Below are 13,898 nucleotides of genomic sequence, written 5' to 3'. Positions count from 1 at the left end.
CTTGCTGGTGGGTGGTCGCCACGGCCAGCAAGGCGTTCCTCAGCGCCCCTCCCGAATGCGCTGCTCCGATAGCTGGTGCAGGTACACCTCCAGGTTGGTGTAGCCGGGCACGCCGATCAGCGGCATGGACAGCTCCTGCCCGTTGTGGTCCTGCGCGCCAGGGTTGAGCCCATGGGCCTGTTCCCAGGCATCGGGCATGCCGTCGCCATCGCTGTCCTGCGGGGGCAAGGGGGCGGTGCTGAAGGGCAGTGCGCTGCCGTCGCCCGCCGGGTTGATGTGGCGTGGCTGCAGGGCGATCTGGCCACGCTCCACGGCATCCATCAGGCGCCGGTCCATGGGGTCGCGCGGGAAGGCGCCTGCCCGCAGCATGGCACGCGGTGCCAGGTCACCGGCCTGGTCGTAGCCGATGAAGGGAAAGTCGTGGCGCTCCGGTGTGCCGAAGAAGGGCATGGCCGGGTTGGCGGCGTGCTCCGGGTAGTCGTTGCAGCAGTACATCAGCGCGTAGTCGCTGCGGTCCGGGTAGAGGTTGAGCCTGTTGCCAGACAGCCAGGTGCGGGTCAGCGGTGCGGCGCCCAGGGGGGTGGCCACGTGCACCATGCCGAAGCGGAAAGGCTCGGGCTGGCCAGCGCTGCGTGCCACCGCCTGGTTGCCGGCCAGGTTCATGCGGTAGTAAATGGGCGAGCCGGCATCGGACGCCGACACCGTGGTGTTGTTCACATCGATGAAGTAGCCCATGTCCCAGTACAGGTTGTTGGACAGCTCGATGTCCATCACCGATCCTGCGGCCGCTGCGCTCTCGCGCGAGAGCTCGGGGTAGCGGCCGAGGATGCGGTTGAACACGTTGTGGTGCAGCGCCAGCCGTGTGAGCTCGTAGCCCTGCGCCGGGTTGCTGTAGTTGACCAGCACCCCTCCGCGGTCGGCATGGTCACCCACGGTTTCGGCAATCAGCGTGTTCTGCACGGTGATGTCCTGCGCGTAGGAAATTTCCACCGCCTCGTCGGTAGCGCCGCCGATGGAGACATGGTCCACGATGGCGCGGCGCGTGTAGCGCAGGCGCAGGCCGTCGTCATGCTGCCCGTCGGGCCGGATGCGCATATGGCGCAGGATCCAGTTGTCGGCCTTGCGGCTGCCTGCGGGGCAGGCGGCGTCCTGGTCGCAGTAGGGTTCTTCGGTGGTGTGAAGCTGGCGTATGGTGATGCCACCGGGCGAGGTGTGCCCGGCAATGGTCACGTCGCCACGCGTCAGGTGCACAGGGGCGTCGATCAGGCCGCTCACGGCAAAAACGATGGTGCGGGGGCCGGTTTCGTTCAGGGCAGCCTGCAACGAGCCGGGGCCGTTGGCGTTGAGGTTGGTGACGGTGATGACCCGTCCCCCACGCCCTCCCGTGGCCTGGGCGCCAAAGCCGGCCGCGCCCGGAAAGGCCTGTGCCGTGCCTGCCGCCACAGCGCCTACCCGCACCACTTCCAGTTGCGCACGCTCCACGCGCACCCCCTGAAAGGCCCGTCCCTCGAACACCAGGGTCGGCAGATGCAGGGCGCCGCTGGCGCCGTCGTAGCTGAAGGTGGTGGCGCGCGGGTCGTTCAGCGACACCGGAGACGGGCCGGTGAGGCGCAGCACCACGTCACGGTAGCGGGTGGGGTCGCCCGTGATGCCGATCTCGGTGATGTGGATTTCCCCCGTGGTGCTGTGGAAGCTGGAGGACGCGGCCTGCGCCGCAAGACAGGCGCACAGCGCCGTGGACAAGGTGAGCAAGCGCAGCATGGTAGGGCCCTCCATGTGTGGGAAGAGCCCATGCTATGCCTATGCCTCGTTTGGGGGAAGAGGGGGCAACTCCGGACAGCGCCACTGCAGCAGCTCGGCCAGGCGCTGCACCACCCAGCTGGCCTCTGCCGGGCTGGTGCCCGCGCCGGGGCTGCTGAGCCCGGCGTGGATGCGCAGCAGGATTTCGGCTTCGGAGGGGGCTTGCACGTGGTACAGCGTTTGCGCCTGCTCCACCAGATGGCAGGCCAGGTCTTCGCACAGCTCGTAGCGTTCGCGCAGCTGCTGCACCGGGGTGCGCAGACGGCCCCGTGCATCGGTGCACAAGGCCACGAAGGAGTCGGGGATGAGAATCTGGTTGTCGTCGTGCATGTGTTCAGTCGGGTGTGAACTGCTGCTGGAAGCGCGCAATGTCCTGCTCCAGTTCAAAGGTGACAAGCTGGCCCATTTTTCGGTCGGCAAGGCGGTGGGCGGCAAACAGGCTCCAATGGGCGTTACAGTGCGGGTACATCGTATCGAGAATCGATCGCCGAACCTGAAGACACCGGAAAGGGCGCCATGGCGCGAGCGAAAAATGAATGGGCTGCCAAGGTCTTTGCGCTGATCCGCGCAGGCAACCTGGAGATGGCCAGGGCGCAGATCAAGGTAGCGCCCACCGTTGCCGACATCGTTCGGCTGCAGGCGCTGCTGGCTGAACTTTCGCCCACCCCTGCGCTGCGGCTGCTGGCCGCGTTCGTCGAGGAAGAGCGCGCCCTGCTGGCCGCGCCGCGCCTGCACCGCTCTCCATAATTTTCCCGTACTGTCCTGGCCATGAACCCACCGCGTGTCTCGATCCAGACCCATGATTTTGATGTCTCTGCCGAACTGGCCGCCCTGCGTGCGCAGGACAAGCGCGTGGGCGCTGTGTGCTGCTTTGTGGGCACGGTGCGCGACCGCAATGGGGCCGAGGGCGACGCCGTGGCCTCCATGGAACTGGAGCACTACCCTGGCATGACCGAAAAATCCATCGAGGCCATGATCGACGCCGCCATGGCGCGCTTCGACATCTTTGGCGCGCGCGTCATCCACCGCGTGGGCCTGCTCGCGCCGCTCGACCAGATCGTGCTCGTGGCCGTGACCTCGGCGCATCGGGGCGCGAGTTTTGAGGCCTGCGAGTTCCTGATGGACTACCTCAAGACCCAGGCGCCGTTCTGGAAGAAGGAACAAACCCCGCAAGGTGCGCGCTGGGTCGATGCCCGCGTGAGCGACGATGCGGCGCTGGCGCGCTGGGGCATCGTGGCGCAAAACGCCTGAGGGCGCCGAGGGGGTCAGCCGCCGCCCGAGGAGGGCTGCAGGCGCACCGACACATGGCTGCTCTGGATGGTGTGTACCTGGCCCGCGTGTTCCACGCGCAGCGCGCCACGGGCATCGATCCCCCGGCCCACGCCCTGGTGCAGATCCCCCGCACCGGTGAGGGTCAGGGCCTGGCCCGCCAGTGCGTCCCGCCGGGCAAAGTCCGGCACGAAGGGCACCAGGCCTTTTTCCTCGAATGTGATCAAACCCGTGCGCAGATGGTCGATCAGCCGCGCCGCCAGCGCATTGCGCTCCGGCGGCCTACCGCCGCATAGCGTGGCCAGGTCCGTGACGGGCTGACCCAGCCTGGCATGCCATTCCGGTGGCAGCCGCAGGTTCACGCCCACACCCACGCGCGCGGTGCAGGGGCCGTCGTATTCGCCCTGCACCTCGATCAGAACGCCAGCCAGCTTGGCGCCGTGCGCCAGCACGTCATTGGGCCATTTGAGTTGCAGGTCCGGCACACCGGCTTCGGTCAGGGCCTGGGCCACGCACACCCCGGCGGCAATGGACAGGCCCGCCAGGCTGGCGGGCCCGCCCGCGAAGTGCTTCAGACACGACAGGTACAGCCCCAGGCAAGGGGGGGACGCCCACCCATGCCCACGCCGACCACGCCCTTGCGTCTGTGTTTCGGCCAGCACCACGGACAGATCAGGGGCGTCGCCCGGCAGGCGCGCCAGCGCATCCTGCGTGGAATCGAGCGCCCAATGCACTTGCACGGGGGTGGCTGGGTTGGGCAGGGCCTGCTGGATGCGCTCGGCGTCCAGCAGCTCCATGGGCCAGGGCAGACAGTAGCCCACCTTGGTGCGTGCCTCGATGGGCAGCCCTGCGGCGCGCAGCGCCTCGATCTGCTTCCAGACGGCGGCGCGTGTGACACCCAGTTGCGCAGCCAGCTCCGCACCCGACACCGGCCCGCCATGGGCCAGTTGCTGCAGCACTTCGCGGGGATCCAATGTGGCTTTCATGCCGGGGAGTGTGCCGCAGTTTGTCGTGACCAGACTTGATGCCCTGAGCCTGATTTGTGTAAACGTAATTATAAATTTTGGTTGACAATTGGCGCTTCGGTGCAGATACTTGCGTGCGTTTTTCGGCGGGGGAGCGAGCCTTCGTCATTGTTTTTTCAACAGGATTGGTTCATGACTCAAGATGTTTCTGTTTCCCCGGTCGTCGGTGTGCAAGGCCCGGCGCGGTGGTTGCGCCAGGCGGGCTTGGTGTTGGCGGGCACGGTGGTGCTCACCCTGTCGTCGTACGTGAGCATTCCGCTGTCGCCCGTGCCGGTGTCCATGCAGACCTTTGCCGTGCTCATGGTGGGCGCGCTCTACGGCTGGCGCCTGGGTGGGTTGACCGTGCTGGCCTGGCTGCTCGAAGCGGCGCTGGGCATGCCGGTGCTGGCTGGCGGCAAGGGCGGCCTCGCACCCTTCTTCGGGCCCACGGGCGGGTACCTGTTTGCCTTCCCGGTCGGTGCGGTGCTGATGGGCTGGCTGGCCGCTCGCGGCTGGGATGGCGCCCGCCCGCTGCGTGCCTTTGGGGCCATGTTTCTGTGCACCACGCTCATCCTGGCGCTGGGCGGGCTGTGGCTGGGGGCCATGGTGGGTGCAGCCAAGGGGTGGCAGTTGGGCGTGCAGCCCTTTCTGGTCGGTGATGTGGTCAAGTCGGCCCTGGGGGCGGCGTCGCTGGCCCTGTGGCACAGCGCACGCAGCCACTGGAAGCGCTGATGGCCGTGCCATTGCGTGCACACCACCTGCTGTGCATGCTGAGCTATTCGGGCGAAGGCTACAGCCCGGCCTTCGTCCACGGGTTCAATGGCATCGTGCAACGGCTGGCGGCCGCAGAGCCCATTGAATTGGTCATCGGCCCGGACGCCATCTGCGCTCCCCTGAGCGGTGACCCCTGCGCGCACTGCCACAACCAGAGCGTCACGCAGCGCGATCAACTGGCGGCCGATGCGCTGGCCCCCTGGTTTGAAAGGCCGCTGGTGCCGGGCGCGCGTCTGACGCTCAGCGCGCAGCGCCTGGCGCAACTGCGCGCAGCCTTTGCCCAGGGACAGTTCCATCGCGCGTGTGCAGGCTGCCCCTGGGACGGCCTGTGTGCCGACATTGCGCGCAACGGGTTTGCGGGCACCCTGCTGCACATGGAGCCGGTGGCCGTGCCAATGGATTGACCGCTCGTGCATGATCTTCCACTGACATGCATACCGTCCTTCCTTCCGACATTGAATCGATAGAGCGCGCCACCGTGGCCGCAGTGGCGCCCGAGCGCCTGGACGAGTGCCCCGGCTGGCTGCTGCCCATGGACAGCGGCACCGTGGGCCGCGCGCGCAGCGCCGTGCCTCTGCACCATGCGGCGCAGCCGCTCGAACTCCTGGACGCCATCGTGCAGGCCTACCGGGCTGCCGGATACCCGCCCACCCTGCGCTTGCCTGAGGCGCCTGCGTATGCGCCTTGGCACCAGGCCTTGCAGGCCCAGGGCTGGCAGCGCAGGCAGCCCACCTGGACCCAGGTGGGCACGGTGCAGGCCTTGCTGGACCTGCCCGGCAACGGCGCCGAAGTGCGACTGGAAGTCCAGCCCAACGCCGCCTGGATGGCCATGTACCTGGGCGCAGGCCTGGACCCGGTGGATGGTGCCAGCCGTGCCCGCGCGCTGGCCCGTGCCCAGGGGCTGCGCTACGCCAGCGTGCAAAGGGCGGGCGAGACCGTGGCCTGCGGTGCTGCGAGCTACAGCCAGGGCTGGCTGGGCGTGCACGGCATGCGCACGGCGGCGGCGCAGCGCGGCCAGGGCCTGGCGGCATGTGTGCTGCGCGCCATGGCGCAAGAGGCGCGCCAGCGCGGCATCGAGCGCGTGTTCCTGCAGGTGGACCAGCACAACGCCCCCGCACTGGCGTTGTACCGGCGCGCGGGGCTGGCGCTGGCCTGGGGCTATGCCTACTGGCGCCCTTGAGGCGTTGCTGGCTGGCTGCCTGCCTGCGGTGGGTGGCTGGACTGGGCACTGCGGATGCGCGCCACGTTCCGGTTCATCCAGCGGCGTACCACGGTCTGGAACAGCCAGCGCTTGAGGCCGTCCAGGTTCGCGCCATGGCGCGCGTAAAAGCGGTCCGGGTCGTCGAACACCCCCAGGTCCTGGTTGATGCCGTCTTTCTGGATGTAGGTGTTGCCGCCATTCCATTCGACGGGAGGGGCGTGCAGGTCGGGCGTGGCAACTCCATAGCCGCAAAAAGGCCCCTGGTGCTTGGCAAAGCGTTGTTGCAGGGCGCGCAGGTAGTCGGCATCCAGGATGAAACCTTCCAGTTCCAGCCACTGGCCGTCCAGTTCCACCTCGACCCAGCTGTGTACGATGTTGCGTGGCGCCAGGGCGTAGGCCAGGCCGGTGATGGCGCCTTTCTGCAGTGCCTTGTCGATGGTGAAGCCGTGCAGGCGGCAGGGGATGTCACAGGCCCGCAGCAAGGCCATCAGCAGGCTGCCCTTGGTATTGCACTGGCCCAGCCCATCGTCCAGCACGCGCGAGGCGGGCAGGTCGTCGGCCAGGTTGTAGCCAAAGGCGATGTCGTTGCGTACAAAGTCATAGATGGCGGCGATGCGCTCGCGCGTTGGCAGGCGCCGCCAGCCGCGTGACTGGATCAGGGCCTCGATCCGGGGATGGGTGTAGTCCAGAATGGCTGTGGGGCGCAGCAGGGCACGGTGCTCGGTGGGGGACATGGGTTCTCCTGATGAAATAGGCTCCATTGCAAACCTTCGAGAAACTTCAAAGTCAAGGGGCGCGGCGCGGATGTTGTGGCGGTGCGCCGTTGAAAAACTGAAAGCGGGCCTTAGTTGGGATGCAATAGGAGAAACATTCGCCATGCGTATCGACAAATTCACCACCAAGTTCCAGGAAGCTCTGGCCGACGCCCAGTCGCTCGCGCTGGGGCAGGACCATGCTTACATCGAGCCTCCGCACCTGCTGGCCGCCATGCTGCGCCAGCAGGACGGTCCGCGCGCGCTGCTCGAGCGTGCCGGTGCCAACACCGGCGGCCTGCTCGCTGCTGCCGAGGCCGGCATGAAGAAGCTGCCGCAGGTGCAGGGCCAGGAGCAGGTCACCGTCGGGCGCGACCTGGTGGGCTTGCTGCAAGGTGCCGAGAAAGAGGCCATCAAGCGTGGCGACCAGTTTGTGGCCAGCGAGTTGCTGCTGCTGGCGCTGTGCGACGCCAAGACCGACTTTGCCAACGCCGTGCGCTCCGCCGGCCTGACGCGCAAGAGCCTGGAGGCGGCCATCGAAGCCGTGCGCGGCGGCCAGAAGGTGGACAACCCCGAGGCCGAGGGCCAGCGCGAGGCGCTCAAGAAATACACGCTGGACCTGACCGAGCGCGCACGCCAGGGCAAGCTCGACCCGGTGATCGGCCGCGACGACGAGATCCGCCGCGCCATCCAGGTGCTGCAGCGCCGCAGCAAGAACAACCCCGTGCTGATCGGCGAACCCGGCGTAGGCAAGACGGCCATTGTGGAAGGCCTGGCGCAGCGCATCGTCAACGGCGAAGTGCCCGAGACCCTGCGCGACAAGAAGGTGCTGGTGCTGGACATGGCAGGCCTGCTGGCCGGTGCCAAGTTCCGGGGCGAATTTGAAGAGCGCCTCAAGGCCGTGCTCAAGGAGGTGGCGCAGGACGAAGGCCGCATCATTCTGTTCATCGACGAAATCCACACCATGGTCGGTGCGGGCAAGGCCGAAGGCGCCATCGACGCCGGCAACATGCTCAAGCCCGCCCTGGCGCGCGGCGAACTGCACTGCATCGGCGCAACCACGCTGGACGAATACCGCAAGTACATCGAGAAGGATGCGGCGCTGGAGCGGCGCTTTCAGAAAGTGCTGGTCGATGAGCCCACGGTGGAGCAGACCATTGCCATCCTGCGTGGCCTGCAGGAGAAGTACGAAGTGCACCACGGCGTGGACATCACCGACCCGGCCATCGTGGCCGCGGCCGAGCTGAGCCACCGCTACATCACCGACCGCTTCCTGCCCGACAAGGCCATCGACCTGATCGACGAGGCCGCGGCCAAGATCAAGATCGAGATCGACTCCAAGCCCGAGGTCATGGACAAGCTGGACCGCCGGCTGATCCAACTCAAGATCGAGCGCGAGGCGATGAAAAAAGAGACCGACGAGGCCTCGCAAAAACGCCTGCAGCTCATCGAGGAAGAAATCGCCAAGCTGGAAAAGGAATCCGCCGACCTGGAAGAGCTGTGGAAGGCCGAAAAAGCCCAGGCCCAGGGCAGCGCCCAGGTGCGTGAGGACATCGAGCGCATCAAGCTGCAGATCGAAGAGCTCAAGCGCAAGGGCGACTTCAACAAGGTCGCCGAGCTGCAATACGGCAAGCTGCCCGAGCTGGACAAGCGCCTCAAGGAAGCCCAGGCCCAGGAGGCTGCGGGCGAGGGCGCCAGCGGCAACAAGCTGGTGCGTACCCAGGTGGGCGCCGAAGAAATCGCCGAGGTTGTGAGCCGCGCCACGGGCATCCCCGTGGCCAAGATGATGCAGGGCGAAAAGGACAAGCTGCTGCAGATGGAAACCAAGCTGCACGAGCGCGTGGTGGGCCAGGACGAGGCCATTGCCGCTGTGGCCAACGCGATCCGGCGCTCGCGCTCGGGCCTGTCGGACCCGAACCGCCCCACGGGCTCGTTCCTGTTCCTCGGCCCCACGGGCGTGGGCAAGACCGAGCTCTGCAAGGCACTGGCGGGCTTCCTGTTCGACAGCGAAGAGCACCTGGTGCGCATCGACATGAGCGAGTTCATGGAGAAGCATTCCGTGGCCCGCCTCATCGGCGCGCCGCCCGGCTACGTGGGCTACGAGGAGGGCGGCTACCTGACCGAAGCCGTGCGCCGCAAGCCCTACAGCGTGCTGCTGCTCGACGAGGTGGAAAAGGCCCACCCCGACGTGTTCAACGTGCTCTTGCAGGTGCTGGACGATGGCCGCCTGACCGACGGCCAGGGCCGCACGGTGGACTTCAAGAACACCGTGATTGTGATGACGAGCAACATCGGCTCGCACCTGATCCAGGCCATGGTGGGCCAGGACTACGATGAGGTGAAGGACGCCGTGTGGGGTGAGCTGAAGAACCACTTCCGGCCCGAGTTCCTCAACCGCATCGACGAGACGGTGGTGTTCCATGGGCTGGACGCGCAGCACATCGAGTCCATCGCACGCATCCAGTTGCGCCTGTTGCAAGGCCGTCTGGCGCGCATGGAGCTGTCGCTGGACGTCTCGCCCGCCGCACTGGCCGAGCTGGCCAAGGTGGGCTTCGATCCGGTGTTTGGCGCACGTCCGCTCAAGCGCGCCATCCAGCAGCGCATCGAGAACCCGCTGTCCAAGCTGCTGCTCGAAGGGCGCTTCCCGCCCAAGAGCGCGATTGCGGTCGGCGTCGATCCGGTGCTGGAGCCAGGGGTGTTCCGCTTCAGCGCCGCCCCTGTGGCTTGATTTGCTATAAAATAGATAGCATCTTGCGCCTGAAATACGGGCGCTGGATGCCGATTTCACTCAAACACCTGGAGGTTGCTTGAACGATCTGCTTGCGGGCCTGGCCCGCTGGATGCTGCGCCTGTTGCTGCTGGCCATGGGCGTGGTGTTCTTTGTGAGCCTGCTGGCCGCAGCCCTGGTGCTGGCCTTGCTCTGGGGGCTGCGTGCCCTGTGGGCGCGCGTCACGGGCCGCTCGGTCACTCCCTGGGCCATGCCCATCGACCCGCGCACCGGCTGGACGACCGTGGTGCGCCGAAGCGAGCACTGGATGGGCTCTGGCCGCAGCGCTGCGCCGGGTACAGACACCCCTGCGCACCTGCGCCCTCTGCCTGGCGCCGAGGACATCACCGACGTGCAGCCGCGCGAGCCGGGCGCGCCGCGATAGACGCAACTCCCTACACATGCGGGATGCCTGCCGCCCGTATGATGCGCGCATGACCCACGCCGACCTTCAAGCCCTGTTTGACGCACAGTACCAGGCCAGCCGCGCCCAGGTGGATGTGCCCCTGCTGGTGCGCCGCGAGCGCCTGCTGCGCATGCGCAAGCTCCTGGACGAGCACGGCCCCACGCTGGCCGCTGCCGTGCAGGCCGACTTCGGCGTGCGTTCGCAGCGCCTGACCGAGATTGCCGACATGTTCGTGCTGCGCTCGCTCATCGGCCACACCCTGCGCCACCTGGCGCGCTGGATGAAGCCGCAGCGCGTTGGCACGCCGCTGTACCTGCAGCCCGCCAGCGCCATGATCCTGCGCCAGCCGCTGGGCGTGGTGGGCGTGGTCGCGCCCTGGAACTACCCGGTGCAGCTCGCGCTGGCACCGGCGATCACCGCGTTGGCCGCAGGCAACCGCGTGATGATCAAGCCCAGCGAACTCACGCCCCACACTTCGGCCCAGCTGGCGCAGTTGCTGGCCCAGTTCTTCACCCCCGAAGAGGTCTGCGTGGTGCAGGGCGATGCGACCGTGGCCAGCGCCTTCAGTGCGCTGCCCTTCGACCACCTGGTGTTCACTGGCTCCACGGCCGTGGGGCGCAAGGTGGCGCAGGCCGCCGCCGCCAACCTGACGCCCACCACGCTGGAGCTGGGCGGCAAGTCGCCCTGCATCATCGACGCCAGTTGCGACCTGAAGGACGCTGCCCTCAAGATCGCGCACGGCAAGCTGCTCAATGCCGGGCAGACCTGCATCGCCCCCGACTACGTGCTGCTGCCGCGCGGCCAGGAGGCGGCGTTTGCCGAAGCATTCCGCACGGCCGTGGCCCAGCTGTTCCCGCGCATCGCGGGCAACCCCGACTACGCTTCCATCATCAGCCCGCGCCACCTGGCCCGCCTGCGCACCATGGTGCAGCAGGCGCAGACCCAAGGGGCCGACGTGCAGAACATGGACCCGGCCCCTGGCGAATCGCCCACGCCGCAGGCGGCGGTGCAAGATGGCGGCACCAGCCGCCAGATGGCGCCGGTGCTGGTGTTCGGTGCCACCTCGGGCATGCAGCTCATGCAGGAAGAAATCTTCGGCCCCGTCCTGCCCGTGATCTCCTACGAGCGCCTCGACGACGCCATCACCCACATCAACAGCGGCCCGCGCCCGCTGGCGCTGTACTGGTTCGGCAACGACACCGCCGTGCGTGACGACGTGCTGCGCCGCACCGTCAGCGGCGGGGTCACCGTGAACGACACGCTCATGCACATTGCCCACGACGGCCTGCCTTTTGGCGGTGTGGGCGACAGCGGCTGGGGCGCCTACCATGGCGAGCAGGGCTTCCTGCGTTTTTGCCACCAGAAGTCGGTGCTGGTGCAGTCGCGCTGGGCCATGGGCCACTTGTTCTACCCACCATACGGGCCGCGTTTCGACCAGGTCATGGGCCTGCTGCGCCGCCTTTTCTGAGCACTGGAAAGCGCCGGAGCGCAGCCCCGTTTTCCCGCCCCGTGGAGGGGCGTTTTTCATTTGCGGCGACAATGCCGCTCCGTTTCGTTTTTTGACAGTTTGTTTCCGGTCGGTTTTTCATGTCCAGTATCCAGGTTCGTCCCGCCACACTCCGCGATGCCAAAGCCATCGCCCAGATCCACACCGTAGCCGCACAGGCCGCCCTCAAAGGACTGGTGCCCGACGAGCAGCTGAAGTCCTTCTCCGTCGAAAAGCGCCAGGCCTACTGGCGCGAAGCCATTGAATATTCCGAGCCCCAGGTCCAGGTGGCCGTGGATGGTGACAAGATCGTGGGCTTTGTCGGTTTCGACCGCTCCCGCGACGAAAAGACCCGCCCCACCACCGGTGAGATCTGGGCCATCTACTGCGCCCCCACCCACTGGAGCAAGGGCGTGGGCCTGGCGCTGTGGGATGCCGCACGCGAAGGCCTGCAGGAAGAAGGCTGCACCACCGTCACCGCCTGGGTGCCGCTGCGCAACGAGCGCGCGCTGCGCTTCCACGAGATGGCCGGCTTCAAACGCGAAATGTCCACGGCCAAGACCGCCGTCATCGGTGGTGCCAAGCTCGAAGAAGTGCGCTTGCAGCGCCCGCTGAGTTGAAGTGACCATCGCATGGGCCGAGCAGGGCCAGACGCACACGCTGCACTGGCGTTCGGCCCAGGGCGCAGCTGCGCCGCGCCGCGTGCAGGTCGCCGACGACCGCCTGAGCGCTGACCAGGCCTACCGCCTGGCCTGCGAGGGCACGGCACTGCTGTGGCGGGGTGATTTCCAGAACGCGCGCCAGCTCTTGCAGGCTCTGCAGCGCCGCATCGAACGCAAGCCAGCATCGTCCGCAGCCCGCGCCGCCGCCAAGACAGCGCAGGCCGATGCCGCCACGCGCTTTCACCTGCACCGCCAGGCGCAGGCGCAGCGCGCACGCACGCTGGGCGCGCTGCTCATTGCGCTGGAGGGGGACTACAGCATCGCCCTGCGCCGTGCGCCCGATTGGCGCGTGGCCTGTGCCGAAGCCTGGGGCCCGGCCGATGGCACGCCCAGCGTGGTGTCGCTGCGTGAGCTGCTGGGCATCGTGGGCGCGCATGAATGGCGCAAGAAGGGCGTGGAGATTGCCGCGCTGGGCGCCGCGCCGCACAACCGTATCCATCCGCACTACGGGGTGTTCTCGCCCGTGCGTGGGGAGTACCTGGACCTGGTGGCGCGCCAGCCCCTGCCCAGCCAGGCACTGGCGTTTGACATCGGTACCGGCACCGGCGTGCTGGCGGCCGTGTTGGCACGCCGAGGCGTGCGCCGCGTGGTGGCCACCGAACTGGCGCCCCGTGCGCTGGCCTGTGCGCAGGACAACCTGCAGTGCCTGGGTCTGCAAGAGCGGGTGGAGTTGTTGCAGGCAGACCTGTTTCCGCCCGGCCGCGCCCCCCTGGTGGTGTGCAACCCGCCCTGGCTGCCCGCGCGGCCTGTGTCCGCCATCGAACAGGCCGTGTACGACGAAGACAGCCGCATGTTGCGCGGCTTTCTGGCCGGGCTGGCGCAGCACCTGGAAGAGGGCGGCGAGGGCTGGCTCATCCTGTCCGACCTGGCCGAACACCTGGGCCTGCGCACCCGCGCCCAGTTGCTCGATTGGATCGCTGCGGCGGGCCTGCGCGTGCTGGGCCGTGAAGACGTGCGCCCGCGCCACGGCAAGGCCCAGGATGCCAGTGACCCGCTGCACGCGGCACGCGCAGCCGAGGTCACATCGCTGTGGCGCCTGGCCGCAGCCTAGTGTTGGCGCTCAGGCCGCCAGCGCCTCTTCGTGCGCCTGGGGCAGCAACTGATTCATGTGCTCGCGGATAGCGGCAGCGCGTTCAGTGCCGGCCAGGTAGCCCACTTCTTCGAGCATGGCCTCGCCCACATCCAGCATGCTCCAGCGGTCCTTGGCGTCGCGCAGGGCCGTGTGGAACTGTTGGGCCAGGTCGGGGTTGCGGCGAGCGAACATGCGCTCGCAGATGTCGAACAGGTACATGCGGGTGCCCGCCAGTGAACGCAGCGGCACACGCGAGCGGGGCAGGGGCAGCGCCTGGCTTGCGGGCGGTTCGTCGTTGGTGGACGCAGTGGGGCTGGGGTGGCGCAGATAGCCCGCGCGCATCAGTTCGTCCACAATCCGGCTTCCCTCACCGTGGTACATGGCCTGCAGCTCCTGCATGGGCTTGGCATCGGCCAGCAGGAGCAGCGAGCGCTCGCGCAGGCTCAGGGTGCGAACACCGGGCATGAGTTCCTGGCGGGCTTTGTCGGTCTTGAGCAGCAACATGGGGCAGAGCGTCTGGAGGTCAAGCCCGCATTGGAACCGCGGCGCGTGACGCCTTGATGAACACCCGTGCTCGCTACGGCGGGTTTTGTGATTGCTATAAAATGTATAGCTTATGATGCTTGTATTCATTGCCCTGAAGGC

The 13,898-nt window shown here is 67.4% G+C and carries 16 protein-coding genes; 10 read left to right on the top strand and 6 right to left on the bottom strand.

Annotated elements, in window-relative coordinates:
* Positions 1 to 39 precede the first annotated feature (39 nt).
* From GWK50_RS12380 to GWK50_RS20040, 3 genes are read right to left on the bottom strand one after another with little or no spacing between them, the layout of a single operon-like run.
* A complete protein-coding gene (locus tag GWK50_RS12380) occupies positions 40 to 1,761 on the bottom strand; it encodes a hypothetical protein (protein ID WP_162016796.1) in 1,722 nt (573 codons plus the stop codon).
* Between the two features lie 39 nt (positions 1,762 to 1,800).
* Positions 1,801 to 2,130 (bottom strand): hypothetical protein, encoded by a 330-nt coding sequence (locus tag GWK50_RS12375; protein ID WP_162016795.1) that lies wholly within the window; start codon positions 2,128 to 2,130, stop codon positions 1,801 to 1,803.
* 4 nt (positions 2,131 to 2,134) lie between these two features.
* Entirely contained in the window at positions 2,135 to 2,269 is a 135-nt protein-coding gene (locus tag GWK50_RS20040) for a hypothetical protein (protein ID WP_277950308.1), read from the bottom strand.
* Positions 2,270 to 2,316: 47 nt separating this feature from the next.
* Here GWK50_RS20040 and GWK50_RS12370 point away from each other — a divergent pair, with 47 nt between their 5' ends.
* A complete protein-coding gene (locus tag GWK50_RS12370; RefSeq protein WP_162016794.1) occupies positions 2,317 to 2,547 on the top strand; it encodes a hypothetical protein in 231 nt (76 codons plus the stop codon).
* 21 nt (positions 2,548 to 2,568) lie between these two features.
* Complete coding sequence (locus tag GWK50_RS12365) at positions 2,569 to 3,051, top strand: molybdenum cofactor biosynthesis protein MoaE (protein WP_162016793.1); 483 nt, start codon at positions 2,569 to 2,571, stop codon at positions 3,049 to 3,051.
* A gap of 14 nt (positions 3,052 to 3,065) precedes the next feature.
* On the opposite strand, the gene GWK50_RS12360 is transcribed toward GWK50_RS12365, so the two are convergent.
* Positions 3,066 to 4,055, bottom strand: coding sequence for a biotin--[acetyl-CoA-carboxylase] ligase (locus GWK50_RS12360; protein ID WP_197905009.1), 990 nt, complete (start codon positions 4,053 to 4,055; stop codon positions 3,066 to 3,068).
* 171 nt (positions 4,056 to 4,226) lie between these two features.
* On the opposite strand from GWK50_RS12360, the gene GWK50_RS12355 reads away from it, so the two are divergent.
* From GWK50_RS12355 to GWK50_RS12345, 3 genes are read left to right on the top strand one after another with little or no spacing between them, the layout of a single operon-like run.
* On the top strand, positions 4,227 to 4,805 hold the full coding sequence (locus GWK50_RS12355) for a biotin transporter BioY (protein ID WP_162016792.1): 579 nt from the start codon (positions 4,227 to 4,229) through the stop codon (positions 4,803 to 4,805).
* Positions 4,805 to 5,251, top strand: a complete 447-nt coding sequence (locus GWK50_RS12350; RefSeq protein WP_162016791.1) for a DUF1284 domain-containing protein — start codon at positions 4,805 to 4,807, stop codon at positions 5,249 to 5,251. The genes GWK50_RS12355 and GWK50_RS12350 overlap by 1 nt, the downstream gene beginning before the upstream one ends.
* 26 nt (positions 5,252 to 5,277) lie before the next feature.
* Complete coding sequence (locus tag GWK50_RS12345) at positions 5,278 to 6,027, top strand: GNAT family N-acetyltransferase (RefSeq protein WP_162016790.1); 750 nt, start codon at positions 5,278 to 5,280, stop codon at positions 6,025 to 6,027.
* Here GWK50_RS12345 and GWK50_RS12340 read toward each other — a convergent pair.
* Positions 6,012 to 6,782 carry a transglutaminase family protein gene (locus GWK50_RS12340; protein ID WP_162016789.1) on the bottom strand — a complete coding sequence of 257 codons (771 nt, stop codon included), beginning with the start codon at positions 6,780 to 6,782 and terminating at the stop codon, positions 6,012 to 6,014. The genes GWK50_RS12345 and GWK50_RS12340 overlap by 16 nt on opposite strands.
* A gap of 142 nt (positions 6,783 to 6,924) precedes the next feature.
* On the opposite strand from GWK50_RS12340, the gene clpB reads away from it, so the two are divergent.
* The 5 genes from clpB to GWK50_RS12315 all read left to right on the top strand — a co-directional run bounded on the left by clpB (position 6,925) and on the right by GWK50_RS12315 (position 13,232).
* Entirely contained in the window at positions 6,925 to 9,528 is a 2,604-nt protein-coding gene (gene clpB, locus GWK50_RS12335; RefSeq protein WP_162016788.1) for an ATP-dependent chaperone ClpB, read from the top strand.
* 79 nt (positions 9,529 to 9,607) lie between these two features.
* The gene (locus GWK50_RS12330) at positions 9,608 to 9,952 is read left to right on the top strand and encodes a hypothetical protein (protein WP_162016787.1); all 345 of its coding nucleotides are present in this window, start codon (positions 9,608 to 9,610) and stop codon (positions 9,950 to 9,952) included.
* Between the two features lie 49 nt (positions 9,953 to 10,001).
* Positions 10,002 to 11,441 carry a coniferyl aldehyde dehydrogenase gene (locus GWK50_RS12325; protein WP_162016786.1) on the top strand — a complete coding sequence of 480 codons (1,440 nt, stop codon included), beginning with the start codon at positions 10,002 to 10,004 and terminating at the stop codon, positions 11,439 to 11,441.
* A 119-nt stretch (positions 11,442 to 11,560) separates the two neighbouring features.
* The gene (locus GWK50_RS12320) at positions 11,561 to 12,079 is read left to right on the top strand and encodes a GNAT family N-acetyltransferase (RefSeq protein WP_162016785.1); all 519 of its coding nucleotides are present in this window, start codon (positions 11,561 to 11,563) and stop codon (positions 12,077 to 12,079) included.
* Between the two features lie 7 nt (positions 12,080 to 12,086).
* Positions 12,087 to 13,232 (top strand): class I SAM-dependent methyltransferase, encoded by a 1,146-nt coding sequence (locus GWK50_RS12315; protein WP_162018106.1) that lies wholly within the window; start codon positions 12,087 to 12,089, stop codon positions 13,230 to 13,232.
* A 9-nt stretch (positions 13,233 to 13,241) separates the two neighbouring features.
* On the opposite strand, the gene GWK50_RS12310 is transcribed toward GWK50_RS12315, so the two are convergent.
* Positions 13,242 to 13,757, bottom strand: a complete 516-nt coding sequence (locus GWK50_RS12310; protein ID WP_162016784.1) for a hypothetical protein — start codon at positions 13,755 to 13,757, stop codon at positions 13,242 to 13,244.
* Positions 13,758 to 13,898: the final 141 nt, after the last annotated feature.

It is taken from the genome of Acidovorax sp. 210-6, from assembly GCF_010020825.1.
Classification (GTDB): Bacteria; Pseudomonadota; Gammaproteobacteria; order Burkholderiales; family Burkholderiaceae_C; genus Simplicispira; species Simplicispira sedimenti.
Note: the sequence above shows the minus strand (reverse complement) of the source record. Positions and strands in the feature narration are given on the sequence as shown.

What these genes read in the sequence shown, in the direction of transcription:
- GWK50_RS12380 (WP_162016796.1), bottom strand. Translation starts at nt 1,761, where the DNA reads ATGCTGCGCTTGCTCACCTTGTCCACGGCGCTGTGCGCCTGTCTTGCG.
- GWK50_RS12375 (WP_162016795.1), bottom strand. Translation starts at nt 2,130, where the DNA reads ATGCACGACGACAACCAGATTCTCATCCCCGACTCCTTCGTGGCCTTG.
- GWK50_RS20040 (WP_277950308.1), bottom strand. Translation starts at nt 2,269, where the DNA reads ATGTACCCGCACTGTAACGCCCATTGGAGCCTGTTTGCCGCCCACCGC.
- GWK50_RS12370 (WP_162016794.1), top strand. Translation starts at nt 2,317, where the DNA reads ATGGCGCGAGCGAAAAATGAATGGGCTGCCAAGGTCTTTGCGCTGATC.
- GWK50_RS12365 (WP_162016793.1), top strand. Translation starts at nt 2,569, where the DNA reads ATGAACCCACCGCGTGTCTCGATCCAGACCCATGATTTTGATGTCTCT.
- GWK50_RS12360 (WP_197905009.1), bottom strand. Translation starts at nt 4,055, where the DNA reads ATGAAAGCCACATTGGATCCCCGCGAAGTGCTGCAGCAACTGGCCCAT.
- GWK50_RS12355 (WP_162016792.1), top strand. Translation starts at nt 4,227, where the DNA reads ATGACTCAAGATGTTTCTGTTTCCCCGGTCGTCGGTGTGCAAGGCCCG.
- GWK50_RS12350 (WP_162016791.1), top strand. Translation starts at nt 4,805, where the DNA reads ATGGCCGTGCCATTGCGTGCACACCACCTGCTGTGCATGCTGAGCTAT.
- GWK50_RS12345 (WP_162016790.1), top strand. Translation starts at nt 5,278, where the DNA reads ATGCATACCGTCCTTCCTTCCGACATTGAATCGATAGAGCGCGCCACC.
- GWK50_RS12340 (WP_162016789.1), bottom strand. Translation starts at nt 6,782, where the DNA reads ATGTCCCCCACCGAGCACCGTGCCCTGCTGCGCCCCACAGCCATTCTG.
- clpB (WP_162016788.1), top strand. Translation starts at nt 6,925, where the DNA reads ATGCGTATCGACAAATTCACCACCAAGTTCCAGGAAGCTCTGGCCGAC.
- GWK50_RS12325 (WP_162016786.1), top strand. Translation starts at nt 10,002, where the DNA reads ATGACCCACGCCGACCTTCAAGCCCTGTTTGACGCACAGTACCAGGCC.
- GWK50_RS12320 (WP_162016785.1), top strand. Translation starts at nt 11,561, where the DNA reads ATGTCCAGTATCCAGGTTCGTCCCGCCACACTCCGCGATGCCAAAGCC.
- GWK50_RS12310 (WP_162016784.1), bottom strand. Translation starts at nt 13,757, where the DNA reads ATGTTGCTGCTCAAGACCGACAAAGCCCGCCAGGAACTCATGCCCGGT.